Genomic DNA, 15,675 nt, shown 5'->3' on the forward strand with positions numbered 1-15,675 from the left:
GGGGAACTCGTAGTCATGGCTCCGAAGAACACGAACCAGCCGGCCACGACCGACCCGGGCTCGCTGGTCCCGCTCGGCGACAACTCGGCGTCGCAGAACATCGTCGACAACGCCCGCGGCAGCGCCGGCGGCTTCGACATGGGCAGCGACCGCGCGATCGCCAACCCGCCGAACTGGAACGCGCAGGAAAGCCAGCAGCTCTACGCCGGCGCGGTCAACAACAACGACCCCGGCACGGCCGAGGCGACCGGGCACGCCTGGGCGCACCACGGCACCGAGCTGAAGCAGGCCTCCGACCACCTCTACAACGCGATCGCCGAGCTGGGCAACGCGTGGGTCGGCCGGGGCGCCGCGGGTGCGCAGGGCGCGCTGGTGGCCATCGCGAACTCCGGTTCGCAGGCCTCCGACGCCGCGCACACGATGTCCGACCGGCTCGCCCGGCAGGCCGCGGCGGCCGCCGAGGTCAAGAAGATGCCGGCCCCGAAGGACTACGACCCCAAGCAGGCCATGGCGGCCGCGCTGGCGGGCGGTCCGGCGGCGCTCATCGCCGACCAGAAGGCGCAGGCGGACGCGGCCAACGACGTCAAGGCGCAGCAGGTCGCGTTCTTCAACGCCTACACGCAGGCGATGAAGGAGGTCGACAACTCGACCCCGAGCTTCGGCCCGGAGTCGCTCGGCATGAAGCCGACGGCGTCGCACAACTCCATCTCGTTCAACGCGGTGAACTCCGTCGGCAGCACCGGCCCGGTCGACGCCCTGCCCGGCGCGGGCGACGCGATCTTCGCCTCCGGCGGCGCGGGCTTCGGCGGCCACGGCGGCGCGTTCGGCGCGCAGCACGCCGGGGTCGTCGGCCCGAACGGCGGGCACGGCGGTGTCCCGGGTGCGGCGGGCTTCGGCCAGGACGCGGCGGCGACGCTCGGCGGCGACGCGGCCGGCGGCTCGGTCACCGGGGCCGGCTCGGTCACCGGCGCGGGCGCCGGCTCGGGCAGCGGCCACCCCGGCGGCGGCAACCCCCTCGGCAAGATCGGCATGGGCCTCGGCGTCGGCGGCCTGGCCGGCGGCCTCGGCGCGCTGGCGACGCGGGCGCTGGGCGCCGGCAGCAAGTCCGGCTCGAAGGCGGAGAACGACACGAAGCTGGCGTCGGCCGAGGGCCAGAGCGCCGCGTCGGCCCAGGCGCCGCAGCAGGGCGTCGTCTCGCCGGCGGGCACCATCGGCGGCCAGACCCCGCCGCCGATGAACCCGGGCATGGGCGGCATGGCCCCGCACGGCGCTCAGGGCGAGCAGGACGAGGAGCACACGCACGCGTCCTTCCTCATCGAGGCGGATCCGGACGAGGCCTTCGGCGCGAACCAGGCGACCCCGCCGCCGGTCATCGGCGCGTGGTCCGAGGACGACGAAGACCGCTGATCCGTTCGGGCCGGGCACGCCGTGGGTGTGCCCGGCCCGTTATCTCCTGGGGGTGGCTCGATGCCGCACGCTGAGCTGCTCACCCCGGTCGAGGTGGACTTCCTGTGGGAGTCGGCCGGGCTGGGCGAGCTGCCGTACCCGTTCAAGATCCCTTCGCACGGCGCGACCGTCGACGAGCGGGCGATGCTGCGCCGCCGCACGCTGGAGGGGCTCACCGCGCGCGGGGCCGCCGACGGCCGCGGCCGGCCCGAGCCGCACATCGAGGACTGGTTCGGCGTGCTGGCGGCCCCGGAGCTGAGCCTGGACGCCGTCCAGCTGATCGCCCCGGACGCCGAGCCGCTGCTTTCGGTCGCCGGTGTGCTGGGCGGCCAGGGCCTGCTGGCCGTGCAGGACACCCGCGGCCTGCACCTGCAGCCGTGCCCGCCCGACGGGCTCGCGAGCGCGATCGTCTCGCTGCTCCCCGGTGGCCCGCGCGGCACCGAGAAGTCGATCACCGTGCCGCGGGACCAGCTGCCCGGCGGGTCCGGTGCCCTGGACGGACGCGCTTCGGCCGACGACGACCGCAAGGCGCTGGCCCGCCTGTTCGCCCAGCCCCGGCTGCGCGGCGGCCAGATCGGCGCCAACGCCCGCACCCGGCTGGGCGGGCGCACCCGCACGCCGGTCCTGAGCTGGTTCGACACCGAATCCGGCCGCTACCTCGCCCAGTCCAGCCGTGGCCGCGACGGCCGGGACTGGATCACGATCGCCCCCGCCGACGCCGCCACGCTGCGCCACCGCCTCGGCGAGATGCTCGCGGGCGCCGCGACGACCACCGCGGTCTGACCTCCTGTCTTCGGACGTGCCCAGCCCGGCCCGGAGCCGTCCGGTTTTGTCGGGGGTGGGGGCTACGCTGGGCAAGAGTCCGATCCGGGAGAGTGATGATGCAAGAGTTCTTCTCGCCGCTGGCGTTCGACTTCCTGTGGGAGTCGGCGCAGGCCGGTGAGCTGCCGTACCCGCTCATCATCCGGTCGCACGGCGCCACCGAGGACGAGCGCGTCTCGCTGCGCCACCGCGCCGACGTCGAGCTGAAGGCGCGGGGCATCCGCGACCCGCGGGGCAGGCTCGCCCCGCCGATCGAAGACGCCCTGCACCTGCTGGCCTTCGCCCCGCTGACCATCGACGCGCTGCACATCCCGCAGTTCGAGGCCCCGACCGTCGGCGTGCTCGCGGCGGCCGACGAGACCAAGGGCGTGCTGGCGATCCAGGACGCCGACGGCATCTGGCTGCGGGACGTCCCGCCGGACGGCCTGGTCTCGGCCGTCGTCGGAATGCTGCCGGCCGCCCCGCGCGGCAGTGAGGCGTCGGTCACCCTGCCGCTGGACGAGGCCCTGCACACCGCGCCGATCCGGGTGCCGGTGTCCTCCCCGTCCGGGCCGGCCGAAGAGGACGGCAAGCGGCGGGGGCGGCCCCGGCGCACCCCGTTGAGCGAACGCCTGGCCGTCGATCCGCGCGAGGCGTACGGCCGCATCGCGGGGCAACCCCGGCAGCGGGGCGGTCAGCTGGCAGCGAACAGCCGTTCGCAGGTCGGGGCCAGGCAGCGGTCCCGGGTGCTGGGCTGGTTCGACACCGCGACCGGCCGCTACCTGAGCCTTTCGCGCGCGGGGACGGACGGGCGCGAGTGGGTGACCGTGGCGCCGGCGGACCCGAAGACGCTGCGGACCCGCCTGGGCGAGATGGTGAGCAGTGTGTCCGACGGCACGCGCTAGCGTGGCCCGGGAACCCAGGGGCGGTATCGCCCGTTGACCTGCGAGAGGCTCACAGGGGATGAACGCGGCAGCGGGCGGTACCCTGATGGGCAGGTGTCCAGGCACCACGGGTTGTCAAGATCGTGATGGCGGGTATCACAGGAGCCGCCCAACCAGGGAGGGTCGAGGCCACCAGGGCCGAGTCGTATGAACCGGAAGAGCGTGCTCAGGAACCCACTGCTGTGGATCGTCGCGGGGTTGCTGGCGTTGTTCGCGTACAACACGATCTTCGACAGTGATCGTGGGTACACTCAGGCACCCATCTCGGTGGCGAACTCCCAGATCACCTCGAACAACGTCAAGGAAGCCAGCCTCGAGGACAAGGAACAGCAGCTCAAGCTGCTGCTGACCAAGCCCATCGACGTCGACGGCCAGCAGGTCACCCAGATCATTTCGCAGTACCCCTCGGACGCCACCCGCCCGATCTACGACTCGTTGATCGCGGCGAAGAACGGCGGCCAGCCGATCAAGTTCACCACCAAGGTGACCCAGCAGGGCGTGCTGACGCAGATCCTCATCTTCGCCATCCCGCTCGCCCTCGTCCTGGGCCTGCTGATGTGGATGATGAACAACGCCCAAGGCGGCGGCAACCGCGTCCTCAACTTCGGCAAGTCCAAGGCCAAGCAGCTGAACAAGGACATGCCCAAGACGACCTTCGGGGACGTCGCGGGTGCCGACGAGGCCGTCGAAGAGCTGTACGAGATCAAGGACTTCCTGCAGAACCCGGCGCGCTACCAGGCACTCGGGGCGAAGATCCCGAAGGGGGTCCTGCTCTACGGGCCGCCGGGTACCGGCAAGACGCTGCTCGCGCGAGCCGTCGCTGGTGAGGCGGGCGTGCCGTTCTACACGATCTCCGGCTCGGACTTCGTCGAGATGTTCGTCGGTGTCGGTGCCTCGCGTGTGCGTGACCTGTTCGAACAGGCCAAGCAGAACGCGCCGTGCATCATCTTCGTCGACGAGATCGACGCGGTCGGCCGCCAGCGCGGCGCCGGCCTCGGCGGCGGGCACGACGAGCGCGAGCAGACCCTGAACCAGCTGCTCGTCGAGATGGACGGCTTCGACGCCCGCGGCGGCATCATCCTGATCGCGGCCACCAACCGGCCGGACATCCTGGACCCGGCGCTGCTGCGCCCGGGCCGGTTCGACCGGCAGATCCCGGTGTCCGCGCCCGACCTGCGCGGCCGCAAGGCGATCCTCGAGGTGCACGCCAAGGGCAAGCCGATCGCCCAGGGCACGGACCTGACCAGCCTGGCCAAGCGCACGGTCGGCATGTCCGGCGCCGACCTGGCGAACGTCCTCAACGAGGCCGCGCTGCTCACCGCCCGCCAGAACGGGCACGTGATCACCGACGCGGCGCTGGAGGAGTCGGTCGACCGCGTCGTCGGCGGCCCGGCGCGCAAGAGCCGGATCATCTCCGAGAAGGAGAAGAAGATCACGGCCTACCACGAGGGCGGGCACGCGCTCGCCGCGTGGGCGATGCCGGACATCGAGCCGGTCTACAAGCTGACGATCCTGCCGCGCGGCCGCACGGGCGGGCACGCGCTGCTCGTCCCCGAGGACGACAAGGACCTGATGACCCGCTCCGAAATGATCGGGCGGCTGGTCTTCGCGATGGGTGGCCGTACGGCGGAGGAGCTCGTCTTCCACGAGCCCACCACCGGCGCGTCCTCCGACATCGAGCAGGCGACGAAGATCGCCCGCGCGATGGTCACCGAGTACGGCATGAGCGCCCGCCTCGGCGCGGTCAAGTACGGCCAGGAGCAGGGCGACCCGTTCCTCGGCCGGTCGGCCGGGCGGCAGGCGGACTACTCGCTGGAAGTGGCGCACGAGATCGACGAGGAGGTGCGCAAGCTCATCGAGACGGCGCACACCGAGGCGTGGCACGTGCTGAACACCTACCGCGACGTGCTCGACGAGCTGGTCATCGAGCTCCTGGAGAAGGAGACGCTGACCCGCAAGGACCTGGAGCGGATCTTCGCGACGGTCGAGAAGCGCCCGCACATCACCGTGTTCAACGAGTTCGGTGAGCGGACGCCGTCGGACAAGCCGCCGATCAAGACCCCGGGCGAGCTGGCGATGGAGCGCGGCGAGCCGTGGCCGCCGCCGGAGAAGGAGAAGCCGGTCCTGAAGCCGGAGCCGACCCCGGTCGGCACCGCGCAGGGTGCGGGCGACCTGCCCGGTGGCCCGCCGTACCCGTCCCCGGTCGACCCGAACGCGAACCCGTACGCCCCGCCGGGCGCCTACCCGAACGGCGGCCGGCCCTACGGCGGCCCGAACGGCGGCCCCAACGGGACGGCGCACTGGCCGCAGAGCTACAGCGGCCAGCAGCCGGGCGGCAACTACCCGGGCAGCGCGGCCGGCCAGAGCGGCCCGCCGAACTACGGTGCCCCTCCGGGCTGGACGCCCGCGACCTCGCCGGGCGGTCAGCCGGGCCAGTCGTGGCGGCCAGGCGGTGAAGAACGCCCTCGTGAGCACGGCTGGTTCGCCGATCAGGCGGGCAACCAGCAGAACGAGGGAGAACGACGTGACGTGGATGGACCCGAAAAGTCCCAGTGACGCCGACCGCCCGGTCTTCGACCACGACCGGGCGGAGAAGGCGATCCGCGAGCTCCTGCTGGCGTGCGGCGAAGACCCGGAGCGGGACGGTCTCAAGGAGACCCCCGCCCGGGTGGCCCGCGCGTACCGCGAGATGTTCGCGGGGCTCTACACCGAGCCGGACGCGGTGCTGGACCGGACCTTCGACGAGTCCCACGAGGAACTCGTGCTGGTCACGGACATCCCGATGTACAGCAGCTGTGAACACCACCTGGTGCCCTTCCACGGCGTCGCGCACGTCGGGTACATCCCGAATGCCGCCGGGAAGGTCACCGGGCTCTCGAAGCTCGCCCGGCTCGTCGACCTCTACGCCAAGCGCCCGCAGGTCCAGGAGCGCCTGACCTCCCAGGTCGCCGACGCGCTCGTGCGGAAGCTGGAGCCCCGCGGCGTGATCGTCGTGATCGAAGCCGAGCACCTCTGCATGGCCATGCGCGGGATCCGCAAGCCGGGCGCCCGCACCACCACCTCCGCCGTGCGGGGACAGCTGAAGAACTCCCCGTCTTCGCGGGCGGAGGCGCTCGACCTCATCAAGGCGCGCCGGTGAGCGTGGGGCTTCCCGCTCCCGGGCGGTGCGTCGTGATGGGCGTGCTGAACGTGACGCCGGATTCCTTCTCGGACGGTGGCCGGTACCTCGGGCTCGACCAGGCGCTGGAGCACGCCCGGGAAATGTGGGCGCGCGGGGCCGACCTGATCGACGTCGGCGGCGAGTCGACGCGGCCGGGCGCGGCCCGGGTGGACGCCGAAACCGAACTGCAGCGTGTCCTGCCCGTCATCCGGACGCTCGCCGGCGAAGGCATCCAGCTGTCGGTCGACACCACCCGCGCGACCGTGGCCGCCGCGGCGCTGGACGCCGGGGCGAAGGTGATCAACGACGTCTCCGGCGGGCTGGCCGATCCCGGCATGGCGCGCGTCGCGGCCGAGAGCGGTGTGCCGTGGGTGCTGATGCACTGGCGCGGTCACAGCAAGGACATGCAGGCGCTCGCGAAGTACGAAGACGTGGTGGCGGACGTCCGCGCCGAGCTGCTGTCCAGAGTGGACGAAGCGTTGGCGGCGGGGGTCGCCGAGAGCGCGATCGTGCTCGACCCGGGGCTCGGCTTCGCCAAGAACGCCGAGCACGACTGGGCGTTGCTGCGCGGTCTCGATTCGTTGCTGTCGCTGGGTTTCCCGGTGCTCGTCGGAGCCTCCCGCAAGCGGTTCCTCGGCCGCCTGCTGTCCGAAAAGGACGGGACACCGCGCCCGCCGGACGGCCGCGAGGACGCCACGGCCGCGATCTCCGCGCTCGCCGCGGCGGCCGGCGCCTGGGGCGTCCGGGTGCACGAGGTCGGGGCTTCGCTCGACGCGGTCGCGGTGGCCGCGGCCTGGTGGAAGGGTTCGCCGGATGTCTGACCGGATCACGCTGACCGGCCTGCGCGTGTTCGGGCGCCACGGGGTGTTCGAGCACGAGAAGCGCGACGGCCAGGAGTTCGTCGTCGACATCACGGTGTGGCTCGACCTCGGGCCGGCCGCGGCGTCGGACGACCTGACGAAGACGCTCCACTACGGCGAGCTGGCCGAGCTGGCGGCGGGGATCGTCGCGGGCGAGCCGTACGACCTCATCGAGAGCGTCGCCGGCAAGATCGCCGACGAGGTGATGCGCGATGAGCGCTTGGGCGCGGTGGAGGTGACGGTACACAAGCCGTCGGCCCCGATCCCGCTGACGTTCGACGACGTGGCCGTCACGGTCCGGCGCGACCGGTGAGCCGGGCAGTCCTCTCGCTCGGCTCCAACCTGGGCGACCGCCTGGGCTTCCTGAAGCTGGCCTTGGACGCGGTGCGGCCGGCGCTGGTCGCGGTGTCGAGCGTCTACGAGACGAAGGCGTGGGGCGTCGAGGACCAGCCGGACTTCCTCAACGCGGTGTGCCTGGTCGACGACCCGCACCGCGACCACTGGGCATGGCTGCGCACGGGCCAGGCGGCCGAGCAGGCGGCGGGCCGCGTCCGGGAGCTGCGCTGGGGCCCGCGCACCCTGGACGTCGACGTGGTGACGGTGGACGGCGTGACCTCCGACGACCCCGAGCTGCTGCTCCCGCACCCGGGCACCCCGGACCGGGCGAGCGTGCTGGTGCCTTGGGTGGAAATAGCCCCGGACGCGGTCCTGCCGGGCCACGGCCCGATCGCAGAGCTGCTGAAGGCGCGCCCGGCGGACGAGGTGGCGTCTGTTCGCCGGACGGACCTCGAACTGCGCTGACCCTGAGCCTTGGCGCCCGGTCGGAGGTCGAAATAGCGGCGGTCGCCCGGCGAGCCTCAAGTTGCCCCCAAACAGTGCCCGGCGCCTGTGCGCAACCCGGGAACCCTGTGGATAACTTGCACTCGCGGCCCCGGAACTGTCGGTCCCCGCGAGTAACGTTGAAACCGGGGGTCCCCCAAGCGCCAGGGGCCGGAAAGGTGACTCATCGGTGAACCGGGGGTGACCGTTACCGATCACCGCCAGTTCGTCGCCGAGCTGCCGGCTCCGTGCGCTAAGCCGCGCCGGGCCGCGATCATGACCCGCGACCGCGACCGCGGCCGTGCGCTCAGCCGCGCAGGGCCGCGATCATGAACCCCACCGCGGGCTGGGTGGTCGCGACCGGTGGCCAGTCGTTGATGATCGCCAGCAGCTGCCAGTAGCGCTCGGCGCGGGCGTCGCCGCTGGCTGCGAACCGGTCCGCCAGCTCGCGGCGGAACTCCGCCGAGTTCGCGTCCTGGTCCGGGCGGGCGGAGGCCGCCGCGATCGCTGCCGCAAGCGCTTGCCCCCGTTCCGACGTGGGGCTTTCCCCGGCGTCGACCGCCTCCTGGGCGCTCGCCGTCCACTCGTTCCAGTGCGTTCGCCAGGCGTCCGCCGGCTGCTGGAACTCGCCGTCGCGGATCTGCCGGGCCTGGGTTTCGCTCATGCCGCGGATCAGGGCCCGGAAGTCCGGGTCCTGGACCAGCTCGGCGAACTCGATCCAGGCCTCGAGCTGCTCGGGCGTCGGGTCGTCCGGCAGCTCCGGCTTGCCCGCGCGCATCCGGCGGTAGAACTCCTGGTCGATGTCGAGCCCGGCGACCATCTCGTCCCAGAACTCGTCGACCAGCCGCTTGCGCTCCTCGTCGGACATCGACGCGAGTCGGTTCATCAGGTTCACTTCCTCCAGCTCCGAGTTGCGTTTGGCCACCGCGCGCAGCACCGCCCGGCGCAGCCGCAGCCGCCGGATCTGCTCGTCCAGGGCCTCGACGTGCCGGGTCGCCAGCTCGCCCACCGTCGCGGACTGGGTCAGCGCGGCGGAGACGTCGGCGAGGCCGAGGCCCAGCTCGCGCAGGGTGCGGACCAGTTCCAGGCGGGCCATCGCCGCCGCGTCGTAGAGGCGGTAGCCGGCGTCCGTCCGGTCGGTCGGGGGCAGCAGGCCCTCGTCCGAATAGAACCGGATGGTCTTGACCGGCAGGCCGGTCCGGCGGGCCAGCTCGCCGATGGTGAAGGTTGCGGTGGTGCCCACAAGACGCATGGTGAACTCTCCAGTCGGGGGAGAGTCAACCCTGCCACGGTACGGTTGAGGCATGCACTTCACCCGGCCCCGTGACCTGGTGGTGGCCGGGCTGCTCGGCCTGGGCCTCGGCTACCTGCTCTTCCAGGTCGCCTACGGCTCGCTGCCGCAGCTGCCGCTGCTCGCCGGCATCACCTTCGCCGTGCTGGCCGTGATCGAGCTCGTGCTGGCGTTCTCGATCCGGTCGCGGATCAAGAACGGCCGCGTCGTTGCCGCGATCGGGGTCGCCCGATCGGTGGCGCTGGCCAAGGCGTCGTCACTCGCCGGAGCCTTCATGGCGGGCGCTTGGCTGGCCGCGCTCGCCTATCTTTTTCCGCGACGTGACGAACTCGTCGCGGCGGTGCTCGACACCCGCGCCGCGGTGGTCGGCGTCGGCTCCGCCGCAGCCCTGGTAGCTGCGGCTTTGTGGCTCGAACACTGCTGCCGGACCCCGCAGGACCACGATCGTGAGCGCACCCGCGGGACGACCGGTTAGCGCTGGAATCCCACCGCTCGCTGGACCGAGTAGGTCTCGTTCGGATTACGAGCAGGTACGGTGTCAGACATGACCGGCGTGGGTGACGACTCGCGCGGCCGCCTCTTGGGCAGGCCGTGGCTCGTTGTCGGCTTTGTCCTCGCCATCGGAGCCACCCTCGCACTGGTGCTCAGCGACGACCTCCGCTATCTCCGGCTGGGGATCGTCGCGGCCCTCTGGGCCGCCCTGATCGGCGCTTTCCTCGCCGTGAAGTACCGCAAGCACGCGGCACAGAGCGAGGACGCGGTCGCCGAGGCGCAGGCTGTGTACGAACTGGAGCTGGAACGCGAGATCGCGGCCCGGCGCGAATTCGAGCTGGAGGTGGAGGCGGAGAAGAGTTCCGTCGCCGACTCCAAGGGCCGCGAGGAGCTGGAGGCGCTGCGCGCCGAAGTCTCCGCGCTGCGCGACAGCCTCCAGTCGCTCTTCGGCGGCGAGGTGCTGCTCGAACGCGTCGCGCTCACCGCGCAGGCGACCCGGATGCGCAAGCTGTCCGACGAGAACCGCCTGGTCACCGACGGCGCGCCGAAGAAGAAGCCCGCCCAGCTGATGGCCGGGAAGAAGCCGGTGGTCGAGGGCGGCGAGCGGCCGACCGAGCTGATCGACCGCGTCCTCGACGAGCGCCGCCGCAAGGCGTCGGGCGCGAAGCCCGCGAACGGCAAGGGCCTCGGCAAGGGCAAGGGCTTCGGCGGCAAGCCGGTCCCGAAGACACCGGCGAACGTGTCCGTGCAGAGCACCCAGCAGATGGCCCGGCCGAAGCCGCTGAGCGAACGCCGTCCGCCGGTGCCGCCGGTCGACCCGGCGCTGAACGCCGCGCAGCGCGAGCTGAAGGCCGCGGAGCTGCGTGCCGAGGCGGCGCGCCGCCAGGCCGAGTCGCAGCCGATGCGGCTGCCGAAGCCGGACGAAGTCGCGAAGCAGCCTGAGCGCCGTCCGGAGGCCGCGGCCGAGCCGACGCGCCGGGACGTGCCGCGGCCCGCCGAGCCCAAGACCGAGATCCGCCGCCCGCCGGAGCCGAAGACGGAAATCCGGCGCCCGCCGGAGCCGCAGACCGAGATCCGCCGCCCCGAGCCGCCGCCGGCGCGCCGGGCGGAGATGTCGCGGTCGGACCTCCGGCCCGCCGAGATGTCGCGTCCGGATATTCCGCGCGTCGAGGCGCCGCGGCCGAACGTCCCGCGTGTCGAGATGTCGCGTCCGGACATCCCGCGGGTGGAGGCGCCGCGGCCGAACGTCCCGCGCGGTGAAGCGTCGCGTTCGGACATTCCGCGCGTGGAGATGTCGCGTCCGGACATCCCGCGGGTGGAGATGTCGCGGCCCGATATCCCGCGGGTGGAGATGTCCCGCCCGGACATCCCCCGCGTGGAGATGTCCCGTCCGGACATTCCGCGGGTGGAGATGTCGCGGCCCGATATCCCCCGCGTGGAGATGTCCCGTCCGGACATTCCGCGGGTGGAGATGTCGCGGCCCGATATCCCGCGTGTCGAGATGTCGCGTCCGGACCTGCCGCGGGTCGGTGGCCAGCCGAACGGCGTGCGTCCCGATCCGCGCAAGGCGCCCGAGCCGCCGCGGGCGCCGGGGCGTCCGGGGGCGAACGTGCCGCCGCCGAAGCCGTCCGAGATGTCGCGTTCGGACATCCGGCCGGTCAAGGACCTGAGCGCGGCGTTCCAGAACCGCGACGACTTCGCCGAGCGTCAGCGCCCGAACCGGCCCAAGCCGCCCGAGCCGAAGGCGCCGATGCCGCGGGACGCCGCGGCGTCCCGCACCGACCTGCCGCCGGTCGTCCCGCCGACGACGCCGGTGCCGAGCAAGAGCCCGGCGCCGCGGCAGCCGTCGCGCACGGACCTGCCCCCGGTGGTGCCGCCGACGACGCCGGTCCCGGCCGCCGACGGCCGCCGCCCGTCGCGGCTGGAGCAGTTCTCGCGGGCGGACATGTCGCCGATCCTGGACGAGCCGCCGTCCCGGCACGGTGGGTCCCACCGCGCGCCGGGGGAGGCCGCGGCCCAGGCCGACGCGGGGCCGCTGGCGAACCCGACGCTGCCGGAGTCGGTCCGCAACTTCCAGGGCCGCTCGGGCGGCCGCCGCCGCAAGCCGGACGAATCGCAGCAGCTCCCGGCGGTGCCGGCGGCTCCGGAGCCGGCAGGCGGCGGCCGCCGCCGTCGCCCGGACGGCGAGCCACCGGCCTGGGAGGGCATGGTCGCCGAGCGCGCCTCGATGTCCCGCCGCGGGATGACCCCGGTCGACCCGGCCGACGTGGAGCAGAACGGCAACGGCCACAACGGATCCCGCAACGGCCGCCGAGCCGCCCCCGAGCCCGCCCCGGGCAGCGGCTCCCACGCGGCAGGCCGTTCGGTGAGCGAGCTGCTGGCCGCAAACGGCGGCACGGGTTCGACACCGCGACGCCGCCGCCGCGCGGAGGACTGAGCCTGGCGGGGGGCGCCTGGCAGCGGTTCTTCGGCATGGCCCGGCAGCCATGCGGGCCTCACGAGCGCGGGCCCACCGAGGCGCACCTGTGGACCGCTCCGCGAAGGTGGCCCCGCCGAGCACAGCTGCCGCGCGGCCAGCCGAGCATGGCCGCCAAGCGCACCTCAAGCGCCCACCAAGAGCACCTGCGGGTACCGCTCTCGAGCGAGCCGGCCGGGCGCTTGGTGCAAGTGCTGGCGGAGCCGCAAGACCGAGGTGGCGTTCCTCTCCCTGTCCACTCTTGCGTAGGGTGACCGGCTGTGAGCGGAACCCTCTCGCCCGCGACGGGACTGGATCGCGGACGGCGGCCTCGCCGGATCACCGTGCTGCTGCCGGTGCTCGGGCTGATCGTGGTGGCCCTGTGCGGGCTGTTCCTCTTCGGCCTCGCCACCGCGCGGGTCGGGCCCCTCGCCGTCACCATCGGGGTTCTCGCCGCTCTCGTGCCCGTTGCCGGCGTCGTGGCCGGGTTCCTCTGGGTCGACCGGTGGGAACCCGAGCCCGCCAAGTTCCTGCTGCTCGCCTTCGCCTGGGGCGCCTGCATCGCGACCATCACCGCGCTGCTCATCAACACCACCGCCGAAGCCGTCGGGGACGAGCTGCTCGGGCAGGGCAGCGGCAACACCGTTGCCGCGCTCGTCTCCGCTCCCGTGGTCGAGGAGGCCGCGAAGGCCCTCTTCGTCGTGCTCATCCTCTGGCGACGTTCGAGCGAGTTCGACGGCGTCGTCGACGGGGTCGTCTACGCCGGGTTCAGCGCCGCCGGGTTCGCCTTCACCGAGAACATCTACTACTTCGGGCGGGCCTTCTACGACTACGGCTTCGGTGACGGCCACAGCCAGGGCGTCATCACCGCCTTCTTCCTCCGCGGCGTGCTCGCCCCCTTCACGCACCCGCTGTTCGCCGTGCTCACCGGCATCGGGATCGGGATCGCCGCGCGGACGACCACCAAGGCGCTGAAGATCGTCGCGCCGATCGCCGGGTACCTCGCCGCCGTCTGCCTGCACGCCCTCTGGAACAGCGCCGCGCTGCTCGGCGGCTCGAAGTTCCTCACCGTCTACTTCCTGATCATGCTGCCGCTGTTCTTCGGGGTCGTCTACCTGGTCGTCCTGCAACGACGGCGGGAACAGCGGATCATCGCCGCCGCCCTGCCGCACATGGCCGCCGCCCGGTGGATCGCGCCGTCGGAGGTCGAGCTGCTGGCCAGCCTGCCCGGCCGCCGGGCGTGGCGCCGCCAGGCGAAACGGCAGTCCGGCAAGCAGGCCGCGAAGGCCGTCGCCGTCTACCAGGCCAGCGTGACCGAGCTCGCGTTCCTCGACCGGCATCAGCTCACCAGCGACACCGACCGGCAGCGCCAGCAGGAGCTGCTGCGCACCCTGAAGGCTGCCCGTGCGGAGGCGACACGCCTCGCCGACGAGGCCGCCCGCGGGTGACCCGGTCCGGGTGAAGCTGGTCACCCGGGCTCAACGGCGCGCGCCCACCCGAGTTAGTCTCGCGCCGTCGTCCGGTACCCGCGAAGGGACTGGAACGAGAGCAGAGGGAGTCTGCCAGCCATGAGCGTCCACAGGCGCACGCCATGATGCGGCCCGCCCGCCTCGCGGTCGGCGTCGTTTCCGCCGGCCGGGTGGGCAGCGTGCTCGGCGCCGCGCTGGCCCGGGCGGGGCACACCGTGGTCGCCGCGTCCGGCCTGTCCGCCTCGTCGCTGGCCCGGGCCGAACGCCTCCTTCCCGACGTGCCGCTGCTGCCGCCCGACGAGACCGTCCGCCGGGCGGACCTGGTGCTGCTCGCCCTCCCCGACGACGCGCTGGCCGGGATGGTCCGCGGGCTCGTCGCCACCGAGTCGCTGCGGCCCGGGCAGATCGTCGTGCACACCTCGGGCGCGCACGGCATCGACGTCCTGGCCCCCGCCGCCGAGGCCGGGGCCCTGCCGCTCGCGCTGCACCCGGTGATGACCTTCACCGGCCGCGAGGAGGACCTCGAGCGGCTGGCGGCGTGCAGCATCGGCGTCACGGCGGCCGAGGACGACGAAGCGGCGTGGAACGTCGGCGAAGCGCTGGCCGTCGAGATGGGTGCCGAACCGGTGCGCATCCCCGACTCCGCGCGAGCGCTCTACCACGCTGCGTTGGCCCACGGCGCAAACCACCTGATGACGCTGGTCGCGGACTGCGCGGACCTGTTGCGCCAGGCCGGAATCGGGCAATCCGAACGCCTGGTCGCACCACTGCTCTCGGCGGCGTTGGATAATGTGCTGCGACACGGCGACCGCGCCCTCACCGGCCCGGTCGCGCGTGGCGACGCCGGCACTGTCCGCAAGCACCTCGCGGTGCTGGCGGACCGGGCGCCGGACGTGGCGCCGGCCTACCGCGCGCTGGCCAAGCGCACGGTGGCGCGTTCGACGGCTGCCGGGCTGCTGGACACCGCGGCCGCCAAAGACCTCACCGAACTCCTCGACGATCCCGCCGAAGGGCACCCAGACCAGTGACCACACCGAAATTCAGCCGCGGCACCCTGAACACGTTCGCGTCGCCCGAGCACGTGAGCCAGGTCAGCCGGGCGCTGCACGGCGTCGGCCGCAAGCTGGCGCTCGTGCCGACCATGGGCGCGCTGCACGCCGGGCACCGCGAGCTGATCCGCCGCGCGAAACGGCTGCCGAACACCGTCGTGGCCACCTCGATCTTCGTCAACCCGCTGCAGTTCGGCGCGGGCGAAGACTTCGAGGCGTACCCGCGGCCGCTGGAGGCCGACCTCGCCATCCTGGGCGAAGACGGCATCGAAATCGCCTTCACGCCCAGCGCGGACGCCCTCTACGCCGAAGGGGCCGTGGTGACCGTCCACCCGGGACCGCTCGGCGAAGAGCTCGAAGGTGCCGTCCGGCCCGGACACTTCGCCGGCGTGCTCACCGTCGTGGCGAAGCTGTTCAACCTGCTCCGTCCGGACTACGCCTTCTTCGGCGAAAAGGACTACCAGCAGCTGGTGCTGATCAAGCGGATGGTGCGCGACCTGAACATCGACACGCGCGTCATCGGCGTGCCGACCGTGCGGGAGCGCGACGGTCTCGCGCTGTCGTCGCGCAACGTGTACCTGACGCCTGAGCAGCGTGAAGACGCCATCGTCCTGTCGGCCGCTCTCACCGCGGGGGCGTTCGTCGGCCGGGACGGGGCCGACGCGGTCCTCGAGACCGCGTGGAAGACCCTCGCCGCGCGGCCCGCGGTCGAGGTGGATTACCTGGAGTTGCGGGGAACCGACCTCGGGCCGGCGCCCGTCGATGGTGAAGCACGACTGTTGATCGCGGCCCGGGTGGGGAGTACCCGGCTGATCGACAACGTTCCGGTGCTGCTCGGCGCTGCCGTCGAGCACCCGGAGCGGCTGGACGCAGGGGAATAAGGAGTCCA

At 72.7% G+C, this 15,675-nt stretch carries 14 protein-coding genes; 13 read left to right on the forward strand and 1 reads right to left on the reverse strand.

The window, feature by feature from the left end; all coding sequences use genetic code 11:
• Positions 1–15 precede the first annotated feature (15 nt).
• The 8 genes from AB0J55_RS16260 to folK all read left to right on the forward strand — a co-directional run bounded on the left by AB0J55_RS16260 (position 16) and on the right by folK (position 8,012).
• On the forward strand, positions 16–1,407 hold the full coding sequence (locus AB0J55_RS16260) for a hypothetical protein (RefSeq protein WP_364248487.1): 1,392 nt from the start codon (positions 16–18) through the stop codon (positions 1,405–1,407).
• A 60-nt stretch (positions 1,408–1,467) separates the two neighbouring features.
• Positions 1,468–2,229, forward strand: coding sequence for an ESX secretion-associated protein EspG (locus AB0J55_RS16265; RefSeq protein WP_364248489.1), 762 nt, complete (start codon positions 1,468–1,470; stop codon positions 2,227–2,229).
• Positions 2,230–2,324: 95 nt separating this feature from the next.
• The gene (locus AB0J55_RS16270) at positions 2,325–3,152 is read left to right on the forward strand and encodes an ESX secretion-associated protein EspG (RefSeq protein ID WP_364248491.1); all 828 of its coding nucleotides are present in this window, start codon (positions 2,325–2,327) and stop codon (positions 3,150–3,152) included.
• 186 nt (positions 3,153–3,338) lie between these two features.
• Entirely contained in the window at positions 3,339–5,747 is a 2,409-nt protein-coding gene (gene ftsH / locus AB0J55_RS16275; RefSeq protein ID WP_364248493.1) for an ATP-dependent zinc metalloprotease FtsH, read from the forward strand.
• Positions 5,725–6,330 (forward strand): GTP cyclohydrolase I FolE, encoded by a 606-nt coding sequence (gene folE, locus AB0J55_RS16280; RefSeq protein WP_364248495.1) that lies wholly within the window; start codon positions 5,725–5,727, stop codon positions 6,328–6,330. The genes ftsH and folE overlap by 23 nt, the downstream gene beginning before the upstream one ends.
• Before the next feature lie 35 nt (positions 6,331–6,365).
• Positions 6,366–7,172, forward strand: coding sequence for a dihydropteroate synthase (gene folP / locus AB0J55_RS16285; protein WP_364249524.1), 807 nt, complete (start codon positions 6,366–6,368; stop codon positions 7,170–7,172).
• A complete protein-coding gene (folB, locus tag AB0J55_RS16290; RefSeq protein ID WP_364248497.1) occupies positions 7,165–7,524 on the forward strand; it encodes a dihydroneopterin aldolase in 360 nt (119 codons plus the stop codon). The genes folP and folB overlap by 8 nt, the downstream gene beginning before the upstream one ends.
• On the forward strand, positions 7,521–8,012 hold the full coding sequence (folK, locus tag AB0J55_RS16295) for a 2-amino-4-hydroxy-6-hydroxymethyldihydropteridine diphosphokinase (RefSeq protein ID WP_364248499.1): 492 nt from the start codon (positions 7,521–7,523) through the stop codon (positions 8,010–8,012). The genes folB and folK overlap by 4 nt, the downstream gene beginning before the upstream one ends.
• Before the next feature lie 325 nt (positions 8,013–8,337).
• Here folK and AB0J55_RS16300 read toward each other — a convergent pair whose 3' ends face one another.
• Positions 8,338–9,273, reverse strand: a complete 936-nt coding sequence (locus AB0J55_RS16300) for a MerR family transcriptional regulator (protein WP_364248501.1) — start codon at positions 9,271–9,273, stop codon at positions 8,338–8,340.
• 61 nt (positions 9,274–9,334) lie between these two features.
• Here AB0J55_RS16300 and AB0J55_RS16305 point away from each other — a divergent pair, with 61 nt between their 5' ends.
• From AB0J55_RS16305 to panC, 5 genes are all read left to right on the forward strand, one after another.
• Positions 9,335–9,796: a DUF3180 domain-containing protein gene (locus AB0J55_RS16305; protein ID WP_364248503.1), complete on the forward strand. Its 462-nt coding sequence runs from the start codon at positions 9,335–9,337 to the stop codon at positions 9,794–9,796.
• Positions 9,797–9,865: 69 nt separating this feature from the next.
• On the forward strand, positions 9,866–12,250 hold the full coding sequence (locus tag AB0J55_RS16310; protein WP_364248505.1) for a DUF6779 domain-containing protein: 2,385 nt from the start codon (positions 9,866–9,868) through the stop codon (positions 12,248–12,250).
• 362 nt (positions 12,251–12,612) lie between these two features.
• Positions 12,613–13,716 (forward strand): PrsW family intramembrane metalloprotease, encoded by a 1,104-nt coding sequence (locus AB0J55_RS16315; RefSeq protein WP_364249527.1) that lies wholly within the window; start codon positions 12,613–12,615, stop codon positions 13,714–13,716.
• 143 nt (positions 13,717–13,859) lie between these two features.
• Complete coding sequence (locus AB0J55_RS16320; protein ID WP_364248507.1) at positions 13,860–14,765, forward strand: DUF2520 domain-containing protein; 906 nt, start codon at positions 13,860–13,862, stop codon at positions 14,763–14,765.
• Positions 14,762–15,667: a pantoate--beta-alanine ligase gene (panC, locus tag AB0J55_RS16325; protein WP_364248509.1), complete on the forward strand. Its 906-nt coding sequence runs from the start codon at positions 14,762–14,764 to the stop codon at positions 15,665–15,667. The genes AB0J55_RS16320 and panC overlap by 4 nt, the downstream gene beginning before the upstream one ends.
• The last annotated feature ends 8 nt before the right edge of the window (positions 15,668–15,675 follow it).

The sequence above is a fragment of the Amycolatopsis sp. NPDC049688 genome, assembly GCF_040674975.1.
In the GTDB taxonomy this organism is placed as follows: Bacteria; Actinomycetota; Actinomycetes; order Mycobacteriales; family Pseudonocardiaceae; genus Amycolatopsis.

Bases quoted from the DNA above. Each gene is read 5' to 3' on its own strand.
- AB0J55_RS16265 (WP_364248489.1), top strand. From the start codon at position 1,468: ATGCCGCACGCTGAGCTGCTCACCCCGGTCGAGGTGGACTTCCTGTGG.
- AB0J55_RS16270 (WP_364248491.1), top strand. From the start codon at position 2,325: ATGATGCAAGAGTTCTTCTCGCCGCTGGCGTTCGACTTCCTGTGGGAG.
- AB0J55_RS16305 (WP_364248503.1), top strand. From the start codon at position 9,335: ATGCACTTCACCCGGCCCCGTGACCTGGTGGTGGCCGGGCTGCTCGGC.
- AB0J55_RS16320 (WP_364248507.1), top strand. From the start codon at position 13,860: ATGATGCGGCCCGCCCGCCTCGCGGTCGGCGTCGTTTCCGCCGGCCGG.
- AB0J55_RS16310 (WP_364248505.1), top strand. From the start codon at position 9,866: ATGACCGGCGTGGGTGACGACTCGCGCGGCCGCCTCTTGGGCAGGCCG.
- ftsH (WP_364248493.1), top strand. From the start codon at position 3,339: ATGAACCGGAAGAGCGTGCTCAGGAACCCACTGCTGTGGATCGTCGCG.
- AB0J55_RS16260 (WP_364248487.1), top strand. From the start codon at position 16: ATGGCTCCGAAGAACACGAACCAGCCGGCCACGACCGACCCGGGCTCG.
- folP (WP_364249524.1), top strand. From the start codon at position 6,366: ATGGGCGTGCTGAACGTGACGCCGGATTCCTTCTCGGACGGTGGCCGG.
- folE (WP_364248495.1), top strand. From the start codon at position 5,725: ATGGACCCGAAAAGTCCCAGTGACGCCGACCGCCCGGTCTTCGACCAC.
- folB (WP_364248497.1), top strand. From the start codon at position 7,165: ATGTCTGACCGGATCACGCTGACCGGCCTGCGCGTGTTCGGGCGCCAC.